Source organism: Lentzea sp. CC55 (genome assembly GCF_021056325.1).
Classification (GTDB): Bacteria; Actinomycetota; Actinomycetes; order Mycobacteriales; family Pseudonocardiaceae; genus Lentzea; species Lentzea jiangxiensis.
Window position 1 is genome coordinate 315,993 of the sequence record NZ_JAJCXE010000046.1, and the last position, 15,995, is coordinate 331,987.

13 protein-coding genes are annotated in these 15,995 nt (G+C 70.6%); 6 read left to right on the forward strand and 7 right to left on the reverse strand.

The genetic code is table 11. The annotated features are described in order from the left end of the window. Positions 1 to 53: 53 nt before the first annotated feature. The gene (locus tag L6E10_RS30795) at positions 54 to 2,027 is read left to right on the forward strand and encodes a diguanylate cyclase domain-containing protein (RefSeq protein WP_236223655.1); all 1,974 of its coding nucleotides are present in this window, start codon (positions 54 to 56) and stop codon (positions 2,025 to 2,027) included. Here the strand turns inward: L6E10_RS30795 and L6E10_RS30800 are convergent. From L6E10_RS30800 to L6E10_RS30825, 6 genes are all read right to left on the reverse strand, one after another. Further along, complete coding sequence (locus L6E10_RS30800; RefSeq protein ID WP_236223656.1) at positions 1,993 to 3,354, reverse strand: NAD(P)(+) transhydrogenase (Re/Si-specific) subunit beta; 1,362 nt, start codon at positions 3,352 to 3,354, stop codon at positions 1,993 to 1,995. The two genes, L6E10_RS30795 and L6E10_RS30800, sit on opposite strands and share 35 nt — an antisense overlap. Continuing rightward, positions 3,351 to 3,617 (reverse strand): NAD(P) transhydrogenase subunit alpha, encoded by a 267-nt coding sequence (locus L6E10_RS30805; protein ID WP_198680616.1) that lies wholly within the window; start codon positions 3,615 to 3,617, stop codon positions 3,351 to 3,353. Before L6E10_RS30805 ends, L6E10_RS30800 begins: the two co-directional genes overlap by 4 nt. Further along, the gene (locus L6E10_RS30810) at positions 3,614 to 4,711 is read right to left on the reverse strand and encodes an NAD(P) transhydrogenase subunit alpha (RefSeq protein WP_236223657.1); all 1,098 of its coding nucleotides are present in this window, start codon (positions 4,709 to 4,711) and stop codon (positions 3,614 to 3,616) included. The genes L6E10_RS30805 and L6E10_RS30810 overlap by 4 nt, the downstream gene beginning before the upstream one ends. 39 nt (positions 4,712 to 4,750) lie before the next feature. Then, positions 4,751 to 5,821 (reverse strand): APC family permease, encoded by a 1,071-nt coding sequence (locus tag L6E10_RS30815; RefSeq protein ID WP_308102916.1) that lies wholly within the window; start codon positions 5,819 to 5,821, stop codon positions 4,751 to 4,753. Positions 5,822 to 5,825: 4 nt separating this feature from the next. Then, on the reverse strand, positions 5,826 to 7,001 hold the full coding sequence (locus L6E10_RS30820) for a nitric oxide synthase oxygenase (protein WP_236223658.1): 1,176 nt from the start codon (positions 6,999 to 7,001) through the stop codon (positions 5,826 to 5,828). Positions 7,002 to 7,183: 182 nt separating this feature from the next. Then, a complete protein-coding gene (locus L6E10_RS30825; RefSeq protein WP_236223659.1) occupies positions 7,184 to 8,257 on the reverse strand; it encodes an FAD-dependent monooxygenase in 1,074 nt (357 codons plus the stop codon). A gap of 71 nt (positions 8,258 to 8,328) precedes the next feature. On the opposite strand from L6E10_RS30825, the gene L6E10_RS30830 reads away from it, so the two are divergent. From L6E10_RS30830 to L6E10_RS30850, 5 genes are all read left to right on the forward strand, one after another. Continuing rightward, positions 8,329 to 8,865 carry a TetR/AcrR family transcriptional regulator gene (locus tag L6E10_RS30830; RefSeq protein WP_236223660.1) on the forward strand — a complete coding sequence of 179 codons (537 nt, stop codon included), beginning with the start codon at positions 8,329 to 8,331 and terminating at the stop codon, positions 8,863 to 8,865. 77 nt (positions 8,866 to 8,942) lie between these two features. After that, positions 8,943 to 10,532 (forward strand): ABC-F family ATP-binding cassette domain-containing protein, encoded by a 1,590-nt coding sequence (locus tag L6E10_RS30835; protein WP_374237581.1) that lies wholly within the window; start codon positions 8,943 to 8,945, stop codon positions 10,530 to 10,532. A 31-nt stretch (positions 10,533 to 10,563) separates the two neighbouring features. After that, positions 10,564 to 11,772 (forward strand): cytochrome P450, encoded by a 1,209-nt coding sequence (locus L6E10_RS30840; RefSeq protein ID WP_236223662.1) that lies wholly within the window; start codon positions 10,564 to 10,566, stop codon positions 11,770 to 11,772. Beyond that, positions 11,769 to 11,960, forward strand: coding sequence for a ferredoxin (locus L6E10_RS30845; RefSeq protein ID WP_090100831.1), 192 nt, complete (start codon positions 11,769 to 11,771; stop codon positions 11,958 to 11,960). The genes L6E10_RS30840 and L6E10_RS30845 overlap by 4 nt, the downstream gene beginning before the upstream one ends. 76 nt (positions 11,961 to 12,036) lie before the next feature. Then, the gene (locus tag L6E10_RS30850; protein WP_236223663.1) at positions 12,037 to 12,837 is read left to right on the forward strand and encodes a phospholipid scramblase-related protein; all 801 of its coding nucleotides are present in this window, start codon (positions 12,037 to 12,039) and stop codon (positions 12,835 to 12,837) included. Between the two features lie 135 nt (positions 12,838 to 12,972). Here the strand turns inward: L6E10_RS30850 and L6E10_RS30855 are convergent, their stop codons facing one another. Next, on the reverse strand, positions 12,973 to 15,897 hold the full coding sequence (locus L6E10_RS30855) for an AfsR/SARP family transcriptional regulator (protein WP_236223664.1): 2,925 nt from the start codon (positions 15,895 to 15,897) through the stop codon (positions 12,973 to 12,975). Between the last annotated feature and the right edge of the window lie 98 nt (positions 15,898 to 15,995).

The window sequence follows — 15,995 nt, forward strand, 5'->3', positions numbered from 1 at the left end:
AGCGCCTGTCGTTGTTGGCCGCGAGACGGCGAATCCGTACGCTCTGCACACAGATGGAACTTCAGGAGCTCGCCACCCGCTGGATGCACGCGCTGACGTCCACCGCGTACATCCCGCTGTCCCACGCCGAGATCGAGCGGGCACTGCTCGACGCGCTGGTGCGACTTCCGGAGTCACCTGAATCGGTCGCCGATCAACTGGTGTCACTGCACGCAACCGGTCCGGACTCGTTGCGCGTCACGATCGAGGTCCTCTTTCCCACCTTCGACCTACCGCTGCTCGCCCGGTTCAGCTCCGCGTACGCACAGGCCATGCGGATGGACGCGTTCGACCAGCAGGAGCAGATCAAAGTCGCGATCGTGCGCGCCAAGCAACGGGTCGAGCGCACGCTCAAGGTCAGCCAGGCGCGGTTCCGGGAAGTGTTCGACTCCGCCGCGCTCGGCATCGTGATCACCGACCTCACCGGCCGGTGCGTCGAGGCGAACGACACGCTCGCCGAGATCGTGGGCCTGAGGTCCGGCGCCGATTTCACCGACCGCGACCTGCGCGACTTCTACCACCCCGAGGACTTGGCCGCCCTGGGCGCCTCGTACCGCAAGGTGAGCGAGGGCCACCTCGACAGGTTCCGCGACCAGCGCAAGCTGATCCGCGCGGACGGCGAGCCGGTGTGGGTGCACCTCGTGGTCTCGGTGCTGCGCGACGCGGACGGCAACCCGACGCACCACGTGACGATGGTCGAGGACATCAGCGAGCTGCACCTGTTGCAGCGCAACCTGGACCACCAGCTGCTGCACGACTCGCTCACCGGGTTGTCGAACCGCCAGCACTTCGTCTCGCAGCTCGAACGGCAGCTCGACGGCACCCCGATCACCCTGTACCACCTGGGGCTCGACGCGTTCTCGGTCGTCAACAACGGCCTCGGCCACGACACCGGCGACAAGCTGCTCAAGATCGTCGCGCGCCGCCTGACCAAGCTCGCCCACGACAAGAAGGCGGTGCTGGCGCGGATCGGCGGCGACGAGTTCGCGTTGGTCGCGGTGGCCGACAACGTCACCTCGACCATCGTGGAGATCCAGGACGTCCTCGGCGAAGCCACGTTCGTGGACGACCACGGCATCGCGCTGTCCGCCAGCATCGGCGTCGTCGACCGCCCACCGGCGTTCGTCACGGCCGCCGAACTGATGCGGTGCGCCAACGCCGCACTGCGCCAGGCGAAAGCACGCGGCAAGCGGCAATGGGCGCTGCACGACCCGCACGACGACGCGCGCCGCCGCGGCAAGTACGCGCTGGCCTCGTCCATGCCGGGCGCCTGGGAGCACGGCGAGATCGAGATCGTCTACGCGCCGGTGCACGACCTGGAGACCCGCGAGGTCCTCGGCGCCGTCGCCCGCCTGCACTGGGACGACCTGAGCCACAACGACCTGATGGCGCTGGCGGACTCGACCGGCCTGTCGCTGCCGATCGGCCGGTGGCTGCTCCAGGAGGCGTGCGCCCAGGCCGCGCGCTGGGCCGGGGAGTTCGGCGACAGGGCACCTGTGCTGCACATCGCCCTGGGTGCCCTGCAGTCCCGCGACGAGGACCTGGTGGCCGACGTCAAGCGAGCGCTCGACGAGACGGGCCTGCCCGCCGGACGGCTGCGCATCGCCCTGGACATCTCCTCGGTGCTCGCCGGCGACGACAACGCGGTGGTGCTGCACGACAGCGGCATCGTGACGGCGCTGGACGGGTTCCGCGGCGGGCACGACGAGCTCGCCGTGCTGACCGAGGTGCCCGTTCGCTCGGTGATCACCCGGGCACCCGCCCCCGCGCCGGGTTCCCCGCTGCGGCAGGCGATGCGCGACCTGATCGCGACGGTGCACAGCTTCGGCGTGCGCTTCGGCGTCGACGAGGTCCACACCCTCGACGACGCCGAGCACTGGAGGTCCGCCGGCGCGGACGGCGTGATCGGCCTGCTGCCCGCCCTGCGCGCCGCCGAGGTGACGGACCTGCTGGCTAGAGCTGCTTCACCGCCGCCAGGAGCTTCGTGAGCGAGTCCTTCGCGTCCCCGAACAGCAGCGTCGTCTTCGGGTTGTAGAGCAGCTCGTTGTCCACGCCGGCGAAACCCGGCCGCATCGACCTCTTCATGAACACCACCGACTTCGCGCGGTCGACGTCGAAGATCGGCATGCCGTAGATCGGACTGGCCGGCTCGTCCCGCGCGCCGGGGTTCACCACGTCGTTCGCGCCGACCACCACGGCCACGTCGACCGACGTGATGCCGGGGTTGACGTCGTCGAGCTCCTTGAGCTGCTCGTAGGGCACGTCCGCCTCCGCGAGCAGCACGTTCATGTGCCCCGGCATGCGCCCCGCGACGGGGTGGATGCCGTACGACACGGCGACTCCGCGCTTCTCCAGCTGCGACACGAGCTCCCGCACCGCGTGCTGCGCCTGCGCGACGGCGAGCCCGTACCCCGGCACCACGACCACGTTGTTCGCGTACCCCAACAGGATCGCGACGTCCTCGACGGTGCCGGACTTGACCGTGCGCTGCTCTTGCTGTTGCGCGGTGGCGGTTGTCGCCTTGAACGCACCGAACAGGATGTTCGTGAGCGAGCGCCCCATCGCCTGCGCCATCAGCCGGGTCAGGATGGTGCCGGACGCGCCGACGAGCGTGCCCGCGACGATCAGCAGCGTGTTCGCCAGCACGTACCCGGACGCCGCCACGGCCAGACCGGTGAACGCGTTGAGCAACGAGATCGCGATCGGCACGTCCGCCCCGCCCACCGGCAGCACGAACAGCACACCGAGCGCGAGTCCCGCCGCCGCCAGCAGCCACAGCAGCACCCCGTTCGGCACCGCCACCGTCAGGGCGCACAGGGCGACCGACGCCACACCGGCGGCGATCGCGAGCTGCCGCCCGGCCGGCAGGAGCACCGGGCGCGTGGTCATCAGCTCCTGGAGCTTGAGGAACGTGACCACCGAGCCGGAGAAGCTGACCGAGCCGATCAGGACCGTCAGCACGGACGCGAGCCGGAACAGCACCGTGGTGTCCGGCACGGCGAAGAACTCCGCGAGTGCGACCAGGGCCGCGGCGGCGCCACCGACCCCGTTGAACAGCGCGACCATCTGCGGGATGGCGGTCATCTTCACGGAGCGCGCGGCCGGGATGCCCACGGCCACGCCGAGCGCGATGGCGAGCAGGATCCACAGTCCGTTGTGGACGACACCGTGGACGTAGGCGGTGACCACCCCGACCAGCATGCCGAACGCGCCGATGAAGTTGCCGTAGCGCGCGTACTTGGGCGAGCTCAGGCCTTTCAGCGCCAGGATGAAGCACAGCGACGCGACGAGGTACATCAACTGGACGATGGTCATTTCTTGAACATCTCCAGCATCCTGTCGGTCACCACGAACCCGCCGACCACGTTGACCGTCGCCAGGAACACGGCGAGCAGCCCGAGCACCAGTTCCAGCGTGCTCTCCGCCGACCCCGTGATCAGGATCGCGCCGACGAGGATCACGCCGTGGATGGCGTTCGCGCCGGACATCAGGGGTGTGTGCAGGATCGTGGACACCTTCGAGACCACCTCGAAGCCGACGAAGACGGCGAGCACGAAGATCGTCAGCAGGTCGATCACGGCAACTCCTTGCGGATCCGACCGTCGTGGGTGAGGCAGCAGCCGTCGAGCACCTCGTCGGTGAGGTCCGGCGACACCGTCCCGTCCGCGATCATCAGCTTGAGCAGGTTCACGACGTTGCGCGCGTACAGGCGGCTCGCGTGCACGGGCATCGACGACGGGAGGTTCTGGGCGCCGTGCACCAGCACGTCGCCGACCCAGGTCTCCGAGCCCGCGACGGAGCCCGCGTAGTTGCCGCCGGACTCCGCGGCCAGGTCGACGAGCACGGAGCCGGGGGCCATCGCCTTGAGCATGTCGGTCGTGACGAGGACCGGGGCCTTGCGGCCGGGAACGGCGGCGGTGGTGATCACGACGTCGGAGGCGGCGACGTGCTCGCCGATGAGCTCTCGTTGGCGTTCCAGGAACTCCTCGGACTGCACGGACGCGTAGACGCCCGACTGGGTCTCCAGGTCGAGCTCCAGGAACTTCGCTCCCAGGCTGCGGACCTCCTCGCCGGCCGCCTTGCGCACGTCGTACGCCTCGACGACGGCGCCCAGACGGCGGGCGGTCGCGATGGCCTGCAGGCCCGCGACGCCCGCGCCCAGCACCAGCACCTTCGCCGGGGGCACCGTGCCGGCCGCCGTGGTGAACATCGGGAGGAAGCGCGGCAGTCGTTCGGCGGCGACCAGGACGGCCCGGTAGCCCGCCACGAGTGCCTGCGACGACAGGGCGTCCGCGCCCTGGGCCCTGGTGACGCGGGGCAGGAGGTCGAAGCTGAACGACGTGACCCGGCGTTCGCGGTAGACCTCGAGCAGGTCCCGTTCGGCACCCGGCTGCAGGAAGCTGATCGTGACCGCGCCCGGTTTCAACCGGGAGGCCTGGTCGGGCGACAGCGGTTGCACGGACACGACGACGTCGGACTCGGGTGTCGGGTCCTCGGGCGTCACGGTCGCGCCCGCCGCCCGGTAGGCGGCGTCGGGGGCGTGGGCGTGTCGCCCGGCGCCCTCCTGGACTTGCACGGTCAGACCGGCGTCGACCAGCGACGACACCGTGTCCGGTACGCAGGCGACTCGGCGCTCGGCGGGCCGCGACTCTGCGGGGGTTCCCACTTTCACCGTACGCACGTTACGCGATCAAAGGTGACCTGGGCCACATCACAGTTGCCAGAGCACCGCACCGGCGAGGGTCAGGCACCCTGCCAGCCCAACGGCGGGCACGACCCGCTTACCGAGCGTCCACGCGCTGGCGTTGGCGATCGCGTAGTAGAGCAGCACGCAGAACGAGCTGAACACGATCGCCCGTGTGACGTCGACGGTGAGCACCAGCCCGATCGCGACCAGCCCGGTCGCGATCTCCGCCCAGCGCAGGTCGGCCAGGAAGCCGGGCAGCCTGCGGTCGCGCGCCATGGCCAGCGCGGTCCGGCTGACGCCCAGTTGCAACGACAGCAGCGAACCGAGGGCGGCCAGGCAAGCGGCGACGCGGATTACGGGCGCCAGAGAAGGCGACACGTCAGCCAGGGTCGACACGGCCAGACGACTGCCCAGCGCGTTCAACGCCACGACAGCCACCACGGCGTAAACGACCAAGGTGATGGCCAACGCGATGACCACGGCACGGGGGATCGTGCGTTCTGGTTCTCGAACCTCCTCTCCGAGAGTGGCAATGCGCGCGTAGCCGGCGAACGCAAAGAAGAGCAGCGCGGCGGCGGGAAGGATTCCTGAGGGCAGGAACTCCGCCGGCTGCACGGCATCGCGTGCCGTCACAGCGGTCAGCACCAGGACGAGCAGAACGGCGACCACGATCACGCGGGTGACCAGCGCCGACTTCTGGACGCCGGTCAGGTTCAGCACGGTCAGCGCCACGATCGCCGCCACCGCAACGGTTTTGGGTGCGCCGACGTACACGCCGACCGTCAGCGCCATGGCCGCGCACGACGCCGTCTTGCCGAGGACGAACGCCCAGCCGGCCAGGTCGCCCCACACGCGCCCGAGGCGTTCCCGCCCGTAGACGTACGTGCCGCCGGACTGCGGGTAGCGGGCCGCGAGCCAGGTGCTCGACAACGCGTTGCAGCAGGCCACCACACCCGCCACGACGAGGCTGACGAGCAACGCGGACCCGGCCGCCGCTGCGGCCGGGGCGAACACCGCGAACACGCCCGCGCCGATCATCGAGCCGAGCCCGACGAAGACGGCGTCGGTGAGGGTGAGACTTCGGGTGAGCTGCACCCCGTCAGTGTGGAACAGGGCAACCCGGGGGCTTGCCGGCGGGGAAGAAGTTCGGCAGCAGTTCACCCGAGTCGTAGTAGCGGTGGTAGACCGGCGTCAGCCCGCCCGACACGGGTGGCACGATCCAGGACCAGTCGGCGGGGCAGGTTCGTCCGGCGGCCTCCTCCTTCTCCAGGTGCGTCAGGAACCTCTTCGACTCGGTGTGGTGGTCCGTGATCGTGACCCCGGCCTCCGCGAACGAGTGCAGGACGGCGCGGTTGAGCTCCACCAGGGCTCGGTCGCGCCACAACGTCGCCTCTGACGACATGTCCAGGCCCATCCGCTTGGCGAGGTACGGCAGCAGGTCGTAGCGGTCGTGGTCGGCCAGGTTGCGGGCGCCGATCTCGGTGCCCATGTACCAGCCGTTGAACGGCGCCGACGGGTAGTCGACACCCCCGATGCGCAGGCGCATGTTGCTGATGGCGGGAACGGCGTGCCACTTCACGCCGAGCGTCGCCAGCCACGGGAGGTCGGGGTGCGACAGCGGGACCTCGAGCACCGCGTCGGCCGGGATCTCGGCCAGCGCGGGGTCGTGGCCCTCGCAGGAGACCATCAGCGGCAGCACGTCGAACGGGCCACGGGTGGACGGCGGCTGCCAGCCCCGCTTCACCGCGAGCTCTGTGAGCTCCAGGTTCCGCGCGTCGCCGAGGACGCCGCCGTCGGAACCGCGGTAGGCGGCGTAGCGGATGATCTGCTCGTTGAGGATCCGCGGGGCGTGCGTGCCGGGTTCGGCGGGGGCGAAGACCGTGATGACGGGGCGGATCTTGCCCTTGTTGGTGGCGACGCGCAGGTGCTGCACGCACTCCTTCGCGACGTCGGCGGGGGCCGACGTCTCCCGGAGGTCGCGCACCTTCAGGCTCCGCCAGTACAGGCGGCCGATGCAGCGGGAGCTGTTGCGCCAGGCCACGCGGGCGCCGAAGGTCAGTTCGGCGGCGGTGTGGCGGTAGGTGCCGGTCGCGGCGATCTCGGCGTGCACCTCGGCCAGCCTGGCCTCGACCGGTCCGAGGTCAGGGTGTTCGGCGTGGTGCTGCCGGACGAAGTCCTCGGCCTCGGCGATGTCGATCTCGACGGTGTTCTCGACCTGCGCCGGGGGAAGCGCCGTGAGGGAACGGGGCAGCACATCAGTCGGGACGGGGGTCATGGCGAGGCACCGTAGTTGCGCTTTCGGGTAGTGGAAACCGCCTGTAGCGCTACGCCATCTGGATCACTGGACCGCGTCCGACACGCTCAGCGAATGCTTGATACCGCAACCGGGTGACAATGGGCGCGACAAAGGGTGGTTCTGGACCGTTATAGCGCCGTCATCAAACAGTGATCGGCGATCTAGGTCGCCGACGGACTCGACCCGTTCGAGTGAACTTCGGCCGGCATCCGCCAAGCGGTGAAACGCGTCATCCCCTTGACGGCCACCGAATGCGGCAGGAGGCGGAAGGCGGAGTTCCGCAACGCCAGGGCGACCGGCGACCGCACCTCGATGCCGAACCTGCCCGCCATCCGCGACCCTTTCCACACCGCTTGCGCGCGGGGTCTCCGCAACGCGTCGTAGCGGGCGAGATCACCACCGACGGCCGCCAGCGTCACCGCGTCCTCCAGCGCCATGCACGCTCCCTGCCCCAGGTAGGGCGTCATCGCGTGCGCCGCGTCGCCGAGCAGCGCGACCCGTCCCTTCACGAACGTCGGCAGCAGCGGCAGCTCGTAGATGTCGTGCCTGATCACGTCGGGCGTCGACGCCACGAGACGGGGCAACGGGTCGTGCCAGCCCGCGAACAGCTCAAGCGGGTCCAACGGCGCCTGAGGGGGCGCCACGGCGGCCATGTACCAGCAGACCCTGCCGTCCCCCAGCGGCAGGATCCCCGCCTCGCGGCCGGGACCGAGCGTCTGCGAGATCGGCAGGTCGTACGGCCCCGGCGCCACCCCGCGCCACGCCGTCGCCCCCGCGTACACCGGTTCCGGCGCGCCGGGCAGCAGTTCCGCGCGCAGCCGGCTGTGGATGCCGTCCGCCGCCACCACGAGGTCCGCGTCCAGCTCTTCGGCGCTGGTGACCTCGACGTCGTTGACGAGGATCTCGGACGGCAGGGCGCGCAGCAGGACGCCGTGCAGGTCGGCGCGGTGCATCGCGACGACCCGGTCCTGGCCGACGTCGGGCAGGTGCACGAGCCAGCGCCCGTCGCAGGACCGCACGCCGCCGGACACGCGCGGGGTGCCCAGCCGCCGGACCTCGTCGGCGACGCCCATCCACTCCAGCGCGCGCAACGCGTTGGGCATCACCCCGACACCGGCGCCGATCTCACCGAAGGACGCCGCACGCTCGTAGACGACGACCTCCCAGCCGACGCGCCGCAACGACACCGCCGCCGCCAGCCCGCCGATGCCGCCACCCACCACGATCGCCTTCATCGCATCCTCCTCTACAGGTGTAGAGGAATCTACACCTGTAGAGTGCGTCCCAGGACGAGATCGGGACCACGATGCGCAAAGACCTCATCACCGACGCCGCGATCCAGCTCGTGGCGGAGCAGGGCATGCGGGGCCTCACCCACCGGGCGGTCGACCGCCGGGCCGGCCTGCCGGAAGGCTCCACGAGCGCGTACTTCCGCACCCGCAAGGCGCTGGTCGAGGGGTTCGTGGAACGGCTCGCCGCCCAGGAGCGGATCGACACCGCCCTCGACCCGGCCGACGTCGCGGGCAGCATCGCGAGGACGCTCGACAGCTGGCTCGTCGAGCGGAACCGGACGCTCGCCCGGTACGCGGCGATGCTCGAGGCCACGCACCACCCCGAGCTGCGGTCGATCCTGGTCCACTCGCCGCGCGAGCAGGCCACGGCGCTCGCGAAGGCGTTGGGGCACCAGGATCCCGAACGCTCCGGCGCGCACTTCACGGCGTTCCTGGAGGGCCTGCTCTTCTACCGGCTCGTCGGCGGCGGCAGCACGACCGGTCCGGAGCCGGGCACCGAGGAGAGCGTGGCCGACCTGCGCGACGCCGTCGAAAAGGCGTTGCGGCCGTAGGTACCGTGGGTTTCATGGGATTCGGGTACGGGGTCTTCTACCTCTGATCACGGACGTGTGCCACCGCGCAACACGTCCTGATTTCGCGTACCCAGAAGAGGATCCCCGTGCGTTCGCATGTGCATCTGACGACCCAAGATCTCACCAAGGGCTATGAGGCCGGGCCCGTCGTCGACGGCATCTCACTGACGGTCTCCGCGGGCCAGCGTCTCGGCGTCATCGGCGAGAACGGCCGCGGCAAGACCACCCTCCTCCGCCTGCTGGCCGAAGACCTCGCACCGGACCAGGGAACCGTGACGCGCCACGGTTCGTTGAGCCTCGTACAACAGGAAATGCCGTTCAACGAAGGCGAAACGGTGGGGGACCTGCTGTCCGAAGCACTGCGCGAGAGCCGTCGAGCACTGTCCGAACTGGACAGTGCGGCGGAGCCGTTCGACGAGCAGCGCTACGCCGCCGCCCTGGCGCACGCCGAGGACATCGAGGCGTGGGACGCCGAACGCCGCGCCGACATCGCGCTCAAGGCGCTCGACGCGGACCACGACAGGTCCGCGGGGCTGGCCCGGCTCAGCGTGGGTCAGCGCTACCGCGTCCGGCTGGCCTGCCTGCTCGCCGAGCGCGCGGACGTCCTGCTGCTCGACGAACCGACCAACCACCTCGACGCGGCCGCGCTGGCGTTCCTCACCGAACGCCTGCAGCAGCACCACGGTGTCGTGGTGCTGGTGAGCCACGACCGCACGTTGCTCGACGAGGTCTGCACCCAGCTGCTCGACCTCGACCCGAGCCCGGACGGCGAGGTGCACCTGCACGGCGGCGGCTACCGGGCCTTCAAGGAGGCCAAGCGCGCCGAACGCCGCCGGTGGGAGCAGCGGTTCGCCCAGGAGGAGGCCGAGCACGACGAACTGGCCGAGAAGGTCGAGCGCGCCCAGACGCGGCTGAAGGACGCCTGGCGGCCGCCCAAGGGGGCGTTCAAGCACAAGCGCGGCACGCGTGCCGCGAACAAGATGCGCAACGTCGCCCGCAGGCTCGAGGAGCTGGACGGCCAGCGGGTCGGCGCTCCCCCGCCGCCGTTGCGCTTCACGCCACCCGAGCTGGAGGCGAGCGGCGACCTGCTGCACGCCACCCCGCTCACGGTGCCGGGAAGGCTCGAGCTCACCGAGCCGATCTCCCTTGCCGCGGGCGAGAAGCTGCTGGTCACCGGCCCGAACGGGGCCGGCAAGTCGACGCTGCTCGCCGTGCTCGCCGGCCGGCTCCAGCCGTCGAGCGGCACCGTCCGCCACGCCGGCAGGGTCGCGTTGCTGGCGCAGGAGTCCTCGTTCGAGAACGAGGGCGCCACCGCGGCGCGGCTGTGCCCGCGGGTGGAGGAACTCGGCCTGCTGCGGGGGAAGGACGTCACGCGACCGGTCAGCCGGCTCTCCACCGGGCAGCGCAGGCGCCTGGAGCTCGCGATCCTGCTGAGCGGCGGTCCGCACGTGCTGCTGCTCGACGAACCGACCAACCACCTGTCGATCGCCCTGGTCGACGAACTGACGGAGGCGCTCCGGCGGACACCGGCCGCCGTGGCCGTCGCGACCCACGACCGGCAGATGCGGACGGATTTCGCGTCGTGGCGTTCCGTGACCCTGAAATCACCTTCACGGAGTCCTGAATTTTCTGTACGTTCGGAATAGGTCCTCTGCCGAGCACTGGGAGGTGTGCGAGATGACCGAACTGATCTCCGACGAACTGCCCACGAAGCGCCAGACCCCGTTCGACCCGCCCGCCGAGGTCACCGAGATCCGCGAGAAGGCCCGCATCAGCAGGCTGAAGTTCGCCGACGGTCACCTCGGCTGGCTGGTCACCGGTCACCACCAGGTGCGCGAGGTGCTGGGAAGCCCGAAGTTCACGAACGACCCCTCGAAGCACCACATGCTCGACGTCCGGTTCCAGGGCGAAGCGCCGCCCGAGCGGCGCAAGGTCGAGCCCGGCATGTTCCTGAGCCAGGACCCGCCGGACCACACCCGGCTGCGCAAGATGCTGCAGGGCCAGTTCACCGTCCGGCGGATGAACCAGCTGTCCGAGTGGATCGGCACGATCGTCGACGACCAGCTCAAGCACCTGCGGTCGTTCGACGGCAGGGCGGACCTCGTGAAGGAGTTCGCCCTCCCCGTGCCGTCGCTGGTCATCTGCGCGATGCTCGGCGTGGACTACGAGGAGCGCCACCGGTTCCAGGAGGACACGGCGAAGCTGCTGAGCCTGGAGTCGACGTTCCAGGAGGCCATGGACGCGATGGGGCGCATCCAGGTCTTCATGCGGGAGCTCGTCGCCCGCAAGAAGGAGACCCCGGGCGACGACATGATCAGCGACCTGATCGCCACGGGTGAGCCGACCGACGAGGAGGCGGCGAACATGGCGCTGCTCCTCCTGCTGGCGGGTCACGAGACCACGGCGAACATGCTGGGCATCGGCACGTTCACGCTCCTGCAGCACCCGGACCAGCTGAAGGTCCTGCGCGACGAGCCCGAGGTCATCGACAACGCCGTCGAGGAGCTGATGCGCTACCTGTCGATCATCCACTTCGGACCGGTGCGCACGGCGACCGAGGACGTGGAGATCGACGGCCACCTCATCAAGGCGGGCGACACCGTCCTGATGCACGTGCCGGCGGCGAACCGGGACCCGGAGAAGTTCCCCGGCAACCCGGAGGAACTGGACCTGCGCCGCCCGGCGAGCGGCCACGTCGCGTTCGGCCACGGCATCCACCAGTGCCTGGGCCAGCAGCTGGCCCGCATCGAGATGCGGATCGGGTTCTCCAAGCTGTTCCAGGAGTTCCCCGACCTCCGCCTCGACGTGGCACCGCAGGACGTCCCGCTGCGCACCGACATGGGCATCTACGGGGTGCACTCGCTGCCAGTAGCGTGGTCGTCATGAAGATTTCGGTCGACCAGTCGAAGTGCTGCGGATCGGGGATGTGCGTTCTGACCGACCCGGACCTCTTCGACCAGAACGAGGACGACGGCACCGTCGTGCTCCTGCAGGAACACCCGGACGAAGCACACGAGGCCACCGCGGAGGAAGCGGCGGGCCTCTGCCCGGCCGGGGCGATCACGATCAGCTGACCGCCGTCGGTACCAGGCGACACACCAGTGCCCCGTCGCCTGGTACCGACGACCGCCCCGCCCCTGGGCTCGGGCCGTGAACACCGCGCCCGGCTGGTACCCGGACAACGCCGACCCGCGCTACGTGCGCTGGTGGGACGGCAACCAGTGGACGCACCACCTCCAGCCGCGCCGGCAGCAGACCGACGCCCACCACCTCGAGATGCAGGTGGGCGGCACGGGCCAGGACCGAGTGGCACACCAGGTCCAGCGCGCCGGCATCGCGCAACCGGTCCGGGGAGGCGGAGGCAGCCTCTTCACCGAACCGGTCCTGGTGGTGAACCAGAAGGCGAAGCTGATCGAGATGTCGAACTCCTACGTCATCTACGACCAGCACGCCCGCCACCTCGCCACCGTCGAACAGGTGGGCCAGTCCGGCGCCGCGAAAGCGTTGCGCGCCTTCACGAAGATGGACGCGGTGCTCGACGTCCGCCTGGAGATCCGCGACGTGCACGGCCACCCGCTGCTGCGCGTCACCCGCCCGGCGACGATGTGGAAGTCCAAGGTCCTGGTGGAACGCGGCGACGGCATGCCCATCGGCGAGATCATCCAGGAGAACGTCTTCGGCAAGGTCCGCTTCTCCTACGTCTGCGGCGGGATGAAGGCCGGCGGCATCCACGCGGAGAACTGGCGGGCGTGGAACTTCTCGCTGCAGGACCACACCGGCACCGAGGTCGCCCGCATCACCAAGACGTGGCAGGGCCTGGGCAAGGCGATGTTCTCGACCGCGGACAACTACGTGGTGCAGTTCCACCGGCAGGTGCCGGACCCGCTGCTGAGCATGATCGTGGCTTCGGGCGTCACCGTGGACACGGTGCTGAGCCAGAACCAGGGCTGACCCGGAGCCGGGGGCGAGCAGGGAACGCCTGCGCCGCCTGGGAAGCGGTGAACGCGACCACGACGGCGATTGCGCGCGATGCCGGGTCGAAGGCGCCCACCGCCTCGAGGCGACGTCACTCCGAAGGCAGCCACCTCACGAAGTGGCCATCCGCAGCTCCTCCACCTCGGCCTGGAACCCGGCAGCGGTCAGCGTCTCCTCGGCCAGCCGCCACTGCTCCCGAGCCTCCCGCGCCCGCCCGGCCCGCTCCAGGGCGTTGCCGAACACCCGCAGGGAGCGGCCGAACTCCGGCGGCGACCCCATCTCGCGAGCCGACTCCAGCGCGAGCGACGCCAGCCTCAACGCCTCGTCGGCCGAGTGCGCCATCCCGGACCTCAGCCGCCACACCCAGATCCGGCCCTGCCGGTCGTCGTGCGCCTCGAAGAAATCCCAGGCCTGCTCCAGCTGCTCCTCCGCGGCGGCGTCCACCCCGGACCGCACCAGCGTGTCCGCGAGGAACAACCGGACGTTCGCCGCCAGGTCCGGGTCGCCGAGCTTCTGCGCGGCCGCCAGCGAAGACCGCAGCAGCGAGACCGAGAGCTCCAGCTCCCCGGTGAACTGGTGCAACCGCCCCAGCTCGAGCGTCGCCATCAGTTCGCTCTGCTCGTCGCCCATCTCGCGGGCGATCAGCCGGGCCCTCTGCAGGTACTCCGACGCCGCGTCCAGCCCGCCGGCACGCCGTTCGATGGCGCCCAGCGAGCAGAGCACCTCGATCTCGCCGTGCCGGTTCGCGGAGGCGGCGAACCGGGTCATGGCCTCGCGGTGGGCCGAGCGGGCCTCGGCGGACCGGCCGCCCCACTCGTGCATCCAGCCCATGCCGTACCAGGCGTAGGCCTCGCCCCACACGTCCCCGGCGGCGGCGAAACCCTCCTGCGCCGCCTGGAAGTTCTCCGAGGCGGCGGCGTAGTCGTGCATCCGCGCGCGCAGGATTCCGCGCTGCTGGAACAGCATCGGCCTGCGGTCGGCCGGCGCGCACGACAGGCCCAGGCAGTTGATCTGCTCCCAGTCGTCGAAGCGCGCCCGCAGGTCGCAGAACGCCATCGACCGGATCGCGAGCTCCGCGGCGAGGTCGCCCAGGCCGAGCGCCGCGGCCTGGTTGATCACGGCGTGGACGTTCTGCCACTCCGCGTCGAACCACTCCGCCGCGTCGCCGAGGTCGAACGGTTCCAGCGCCACGGGATCCAGCCGGACGCCCTGGTGCGGCAGCTCCGCGTCCGCGCGCATCGCGAGGTCCAGCCACTGCTCGAACAACGGCCTCAGCGCCACCGCCGGGTCCTCGGTGGCGGTCTCGCGGCCGAAGGCGCGCAGCAGGTCGTGCAGGCGGTACCGCACCTGTCCCAGCGCGTCGCGGCCCGCGTAGTCGACCAGCCTGGCGTCGACCAGCGCCTCGACGTGGTCCTCGGCGTCGTCGGGGTCGAGGCCCAGCAGCGGGGACGCGACCCAGGCAGGGAAGTCCGGGGTGTCCACCAGCGACAGCAACCGGAACGCGGCCCGGTGCGACTCGTCGAGGCCGTCGTAGGACAACGCCAGCGAGGCGCGCACGTCGAGGTCGCCCAGCGAGAGCTCGTCGAAGCGGCGGCGCTCGTCGGACAACCGGCCGGCGAGCTTCGCGAGCTGCCAGTGCGGGCGCGCCACCAGACGGGCCGCCGCCACGCGCAGCGCCAGCGGCAGGTTGCCGCAGTAGGTCACGATCTGCTGTGCCGCGGCGGGTTCGGCGGCGCAGCGGGCTTCACCGACGGCCGCCCGCAGCAGTGCCAGGGCGTCGGACGGGGGCAGGACGTCCAGCGGCACGACGTGCGCCGCCTCCAGTCCCGCGAGGGCGGCGCGGGAGGTCACCAGCGCGGCCCCGGACGTGGTGCCCGGCAGCAGCGGCCGGACCTGGGCCTCGTTCACCGCGTTGTCCAGCACGACCAGGATCCGCCGGTCCGACAGCAGGTCGCGGTACAGGTCGACGCGGTCGTCCACAGTGGACGGGATCGCGCCGCCCGACACACCGAGGCCGCGCAGCAACCGGTCGAGGGCCGCGGCCGGCTCGACGGGCTTCTGCTCGCCGCCGCGCAGGTTCAGGTACAGCTGGCCGTCCGGGAAGGCGTCGCGCACGACGTGGGCGCAGTGCACCGCCAGCGAGGTCTTGCCGACACCGCCGGGTCCGGTGATCGTCCACGTCCCGCCGGAGCGCAGCCCGGCGGTGAGGCGCGCGACCTCGTCGGCACGTCCGGAGAAGTCGCCCACCGCGGGCGGCAGCCACGACGGTCCGGCCTGGACGGCGACCGGTGCCGACGAACCGGCGAGGACCTCCATGTGCAGGGCGCGGAGCTCGGCGTTCGGGTCGATGCCGAGCTCGTCGGCGAGCACTTCCCCGGCGCGGCGGTAGACGTCGAGCGCCTGCGCCTGCTGACCGGTGCGGTGCAGGGCGAGCATCAGCTGGTACCAGAACCGTTCGCGCAGCGGGTGTTCCGCGACGAGCGAGCGCAGCTCGTCGACGACCTGGTCGTGCCGGCCGAGCTGCAGTTCGGCGTCGTTGCGGCGTTCCAGCACCTCCCAGCGCTGCTCGTTGAGCCGCTGCACGTCGGTCTGCTCCATCCGCAGCGACGACACCTGGTCGAGCGCCGGTCCGCGCCACAGCGCCGCGGCCTCGCCCAGGAGCCGGGCCTCGGTCTCGAGGTCGGGCGCGCGCCGGGCCTCGGCGCGCAGGCGCTGGAAGGTCAGCAGGTCGAGCTGGTCGTCCTCGACGTGGATCGAGTAGCCGGTGGGCCACGTGCGCACCAGCTTGCGGTCCGCCAAGTCGTCCAGCGACTGTCTCAACCGCATGACGTACGTCTGCAGGGTCGCGCGCGCGGCACCCGAAGGCTCTTCGCCCCAAAGGTGTTCCATCAGTTCATACGTCGACACGGGCGCGTTGGCTTTCATCAACAACGCGGCGAGCAGGACGCGCTGCTTGGCCGAGCGCAGTTCCACGATCCGTCCGTCGTCGATGACCTGCAACGATCCAAGAACCCTGAACCCCCACCGCCGTTGCATGACGCCGATCCTAACCAGCCGGTAACCCGGAGGTGTCAGCGAAATGTCAGCGGGCCGCGTGATGATTCTCGCCCGGGGGGAGAACAACCTCGGCCGCG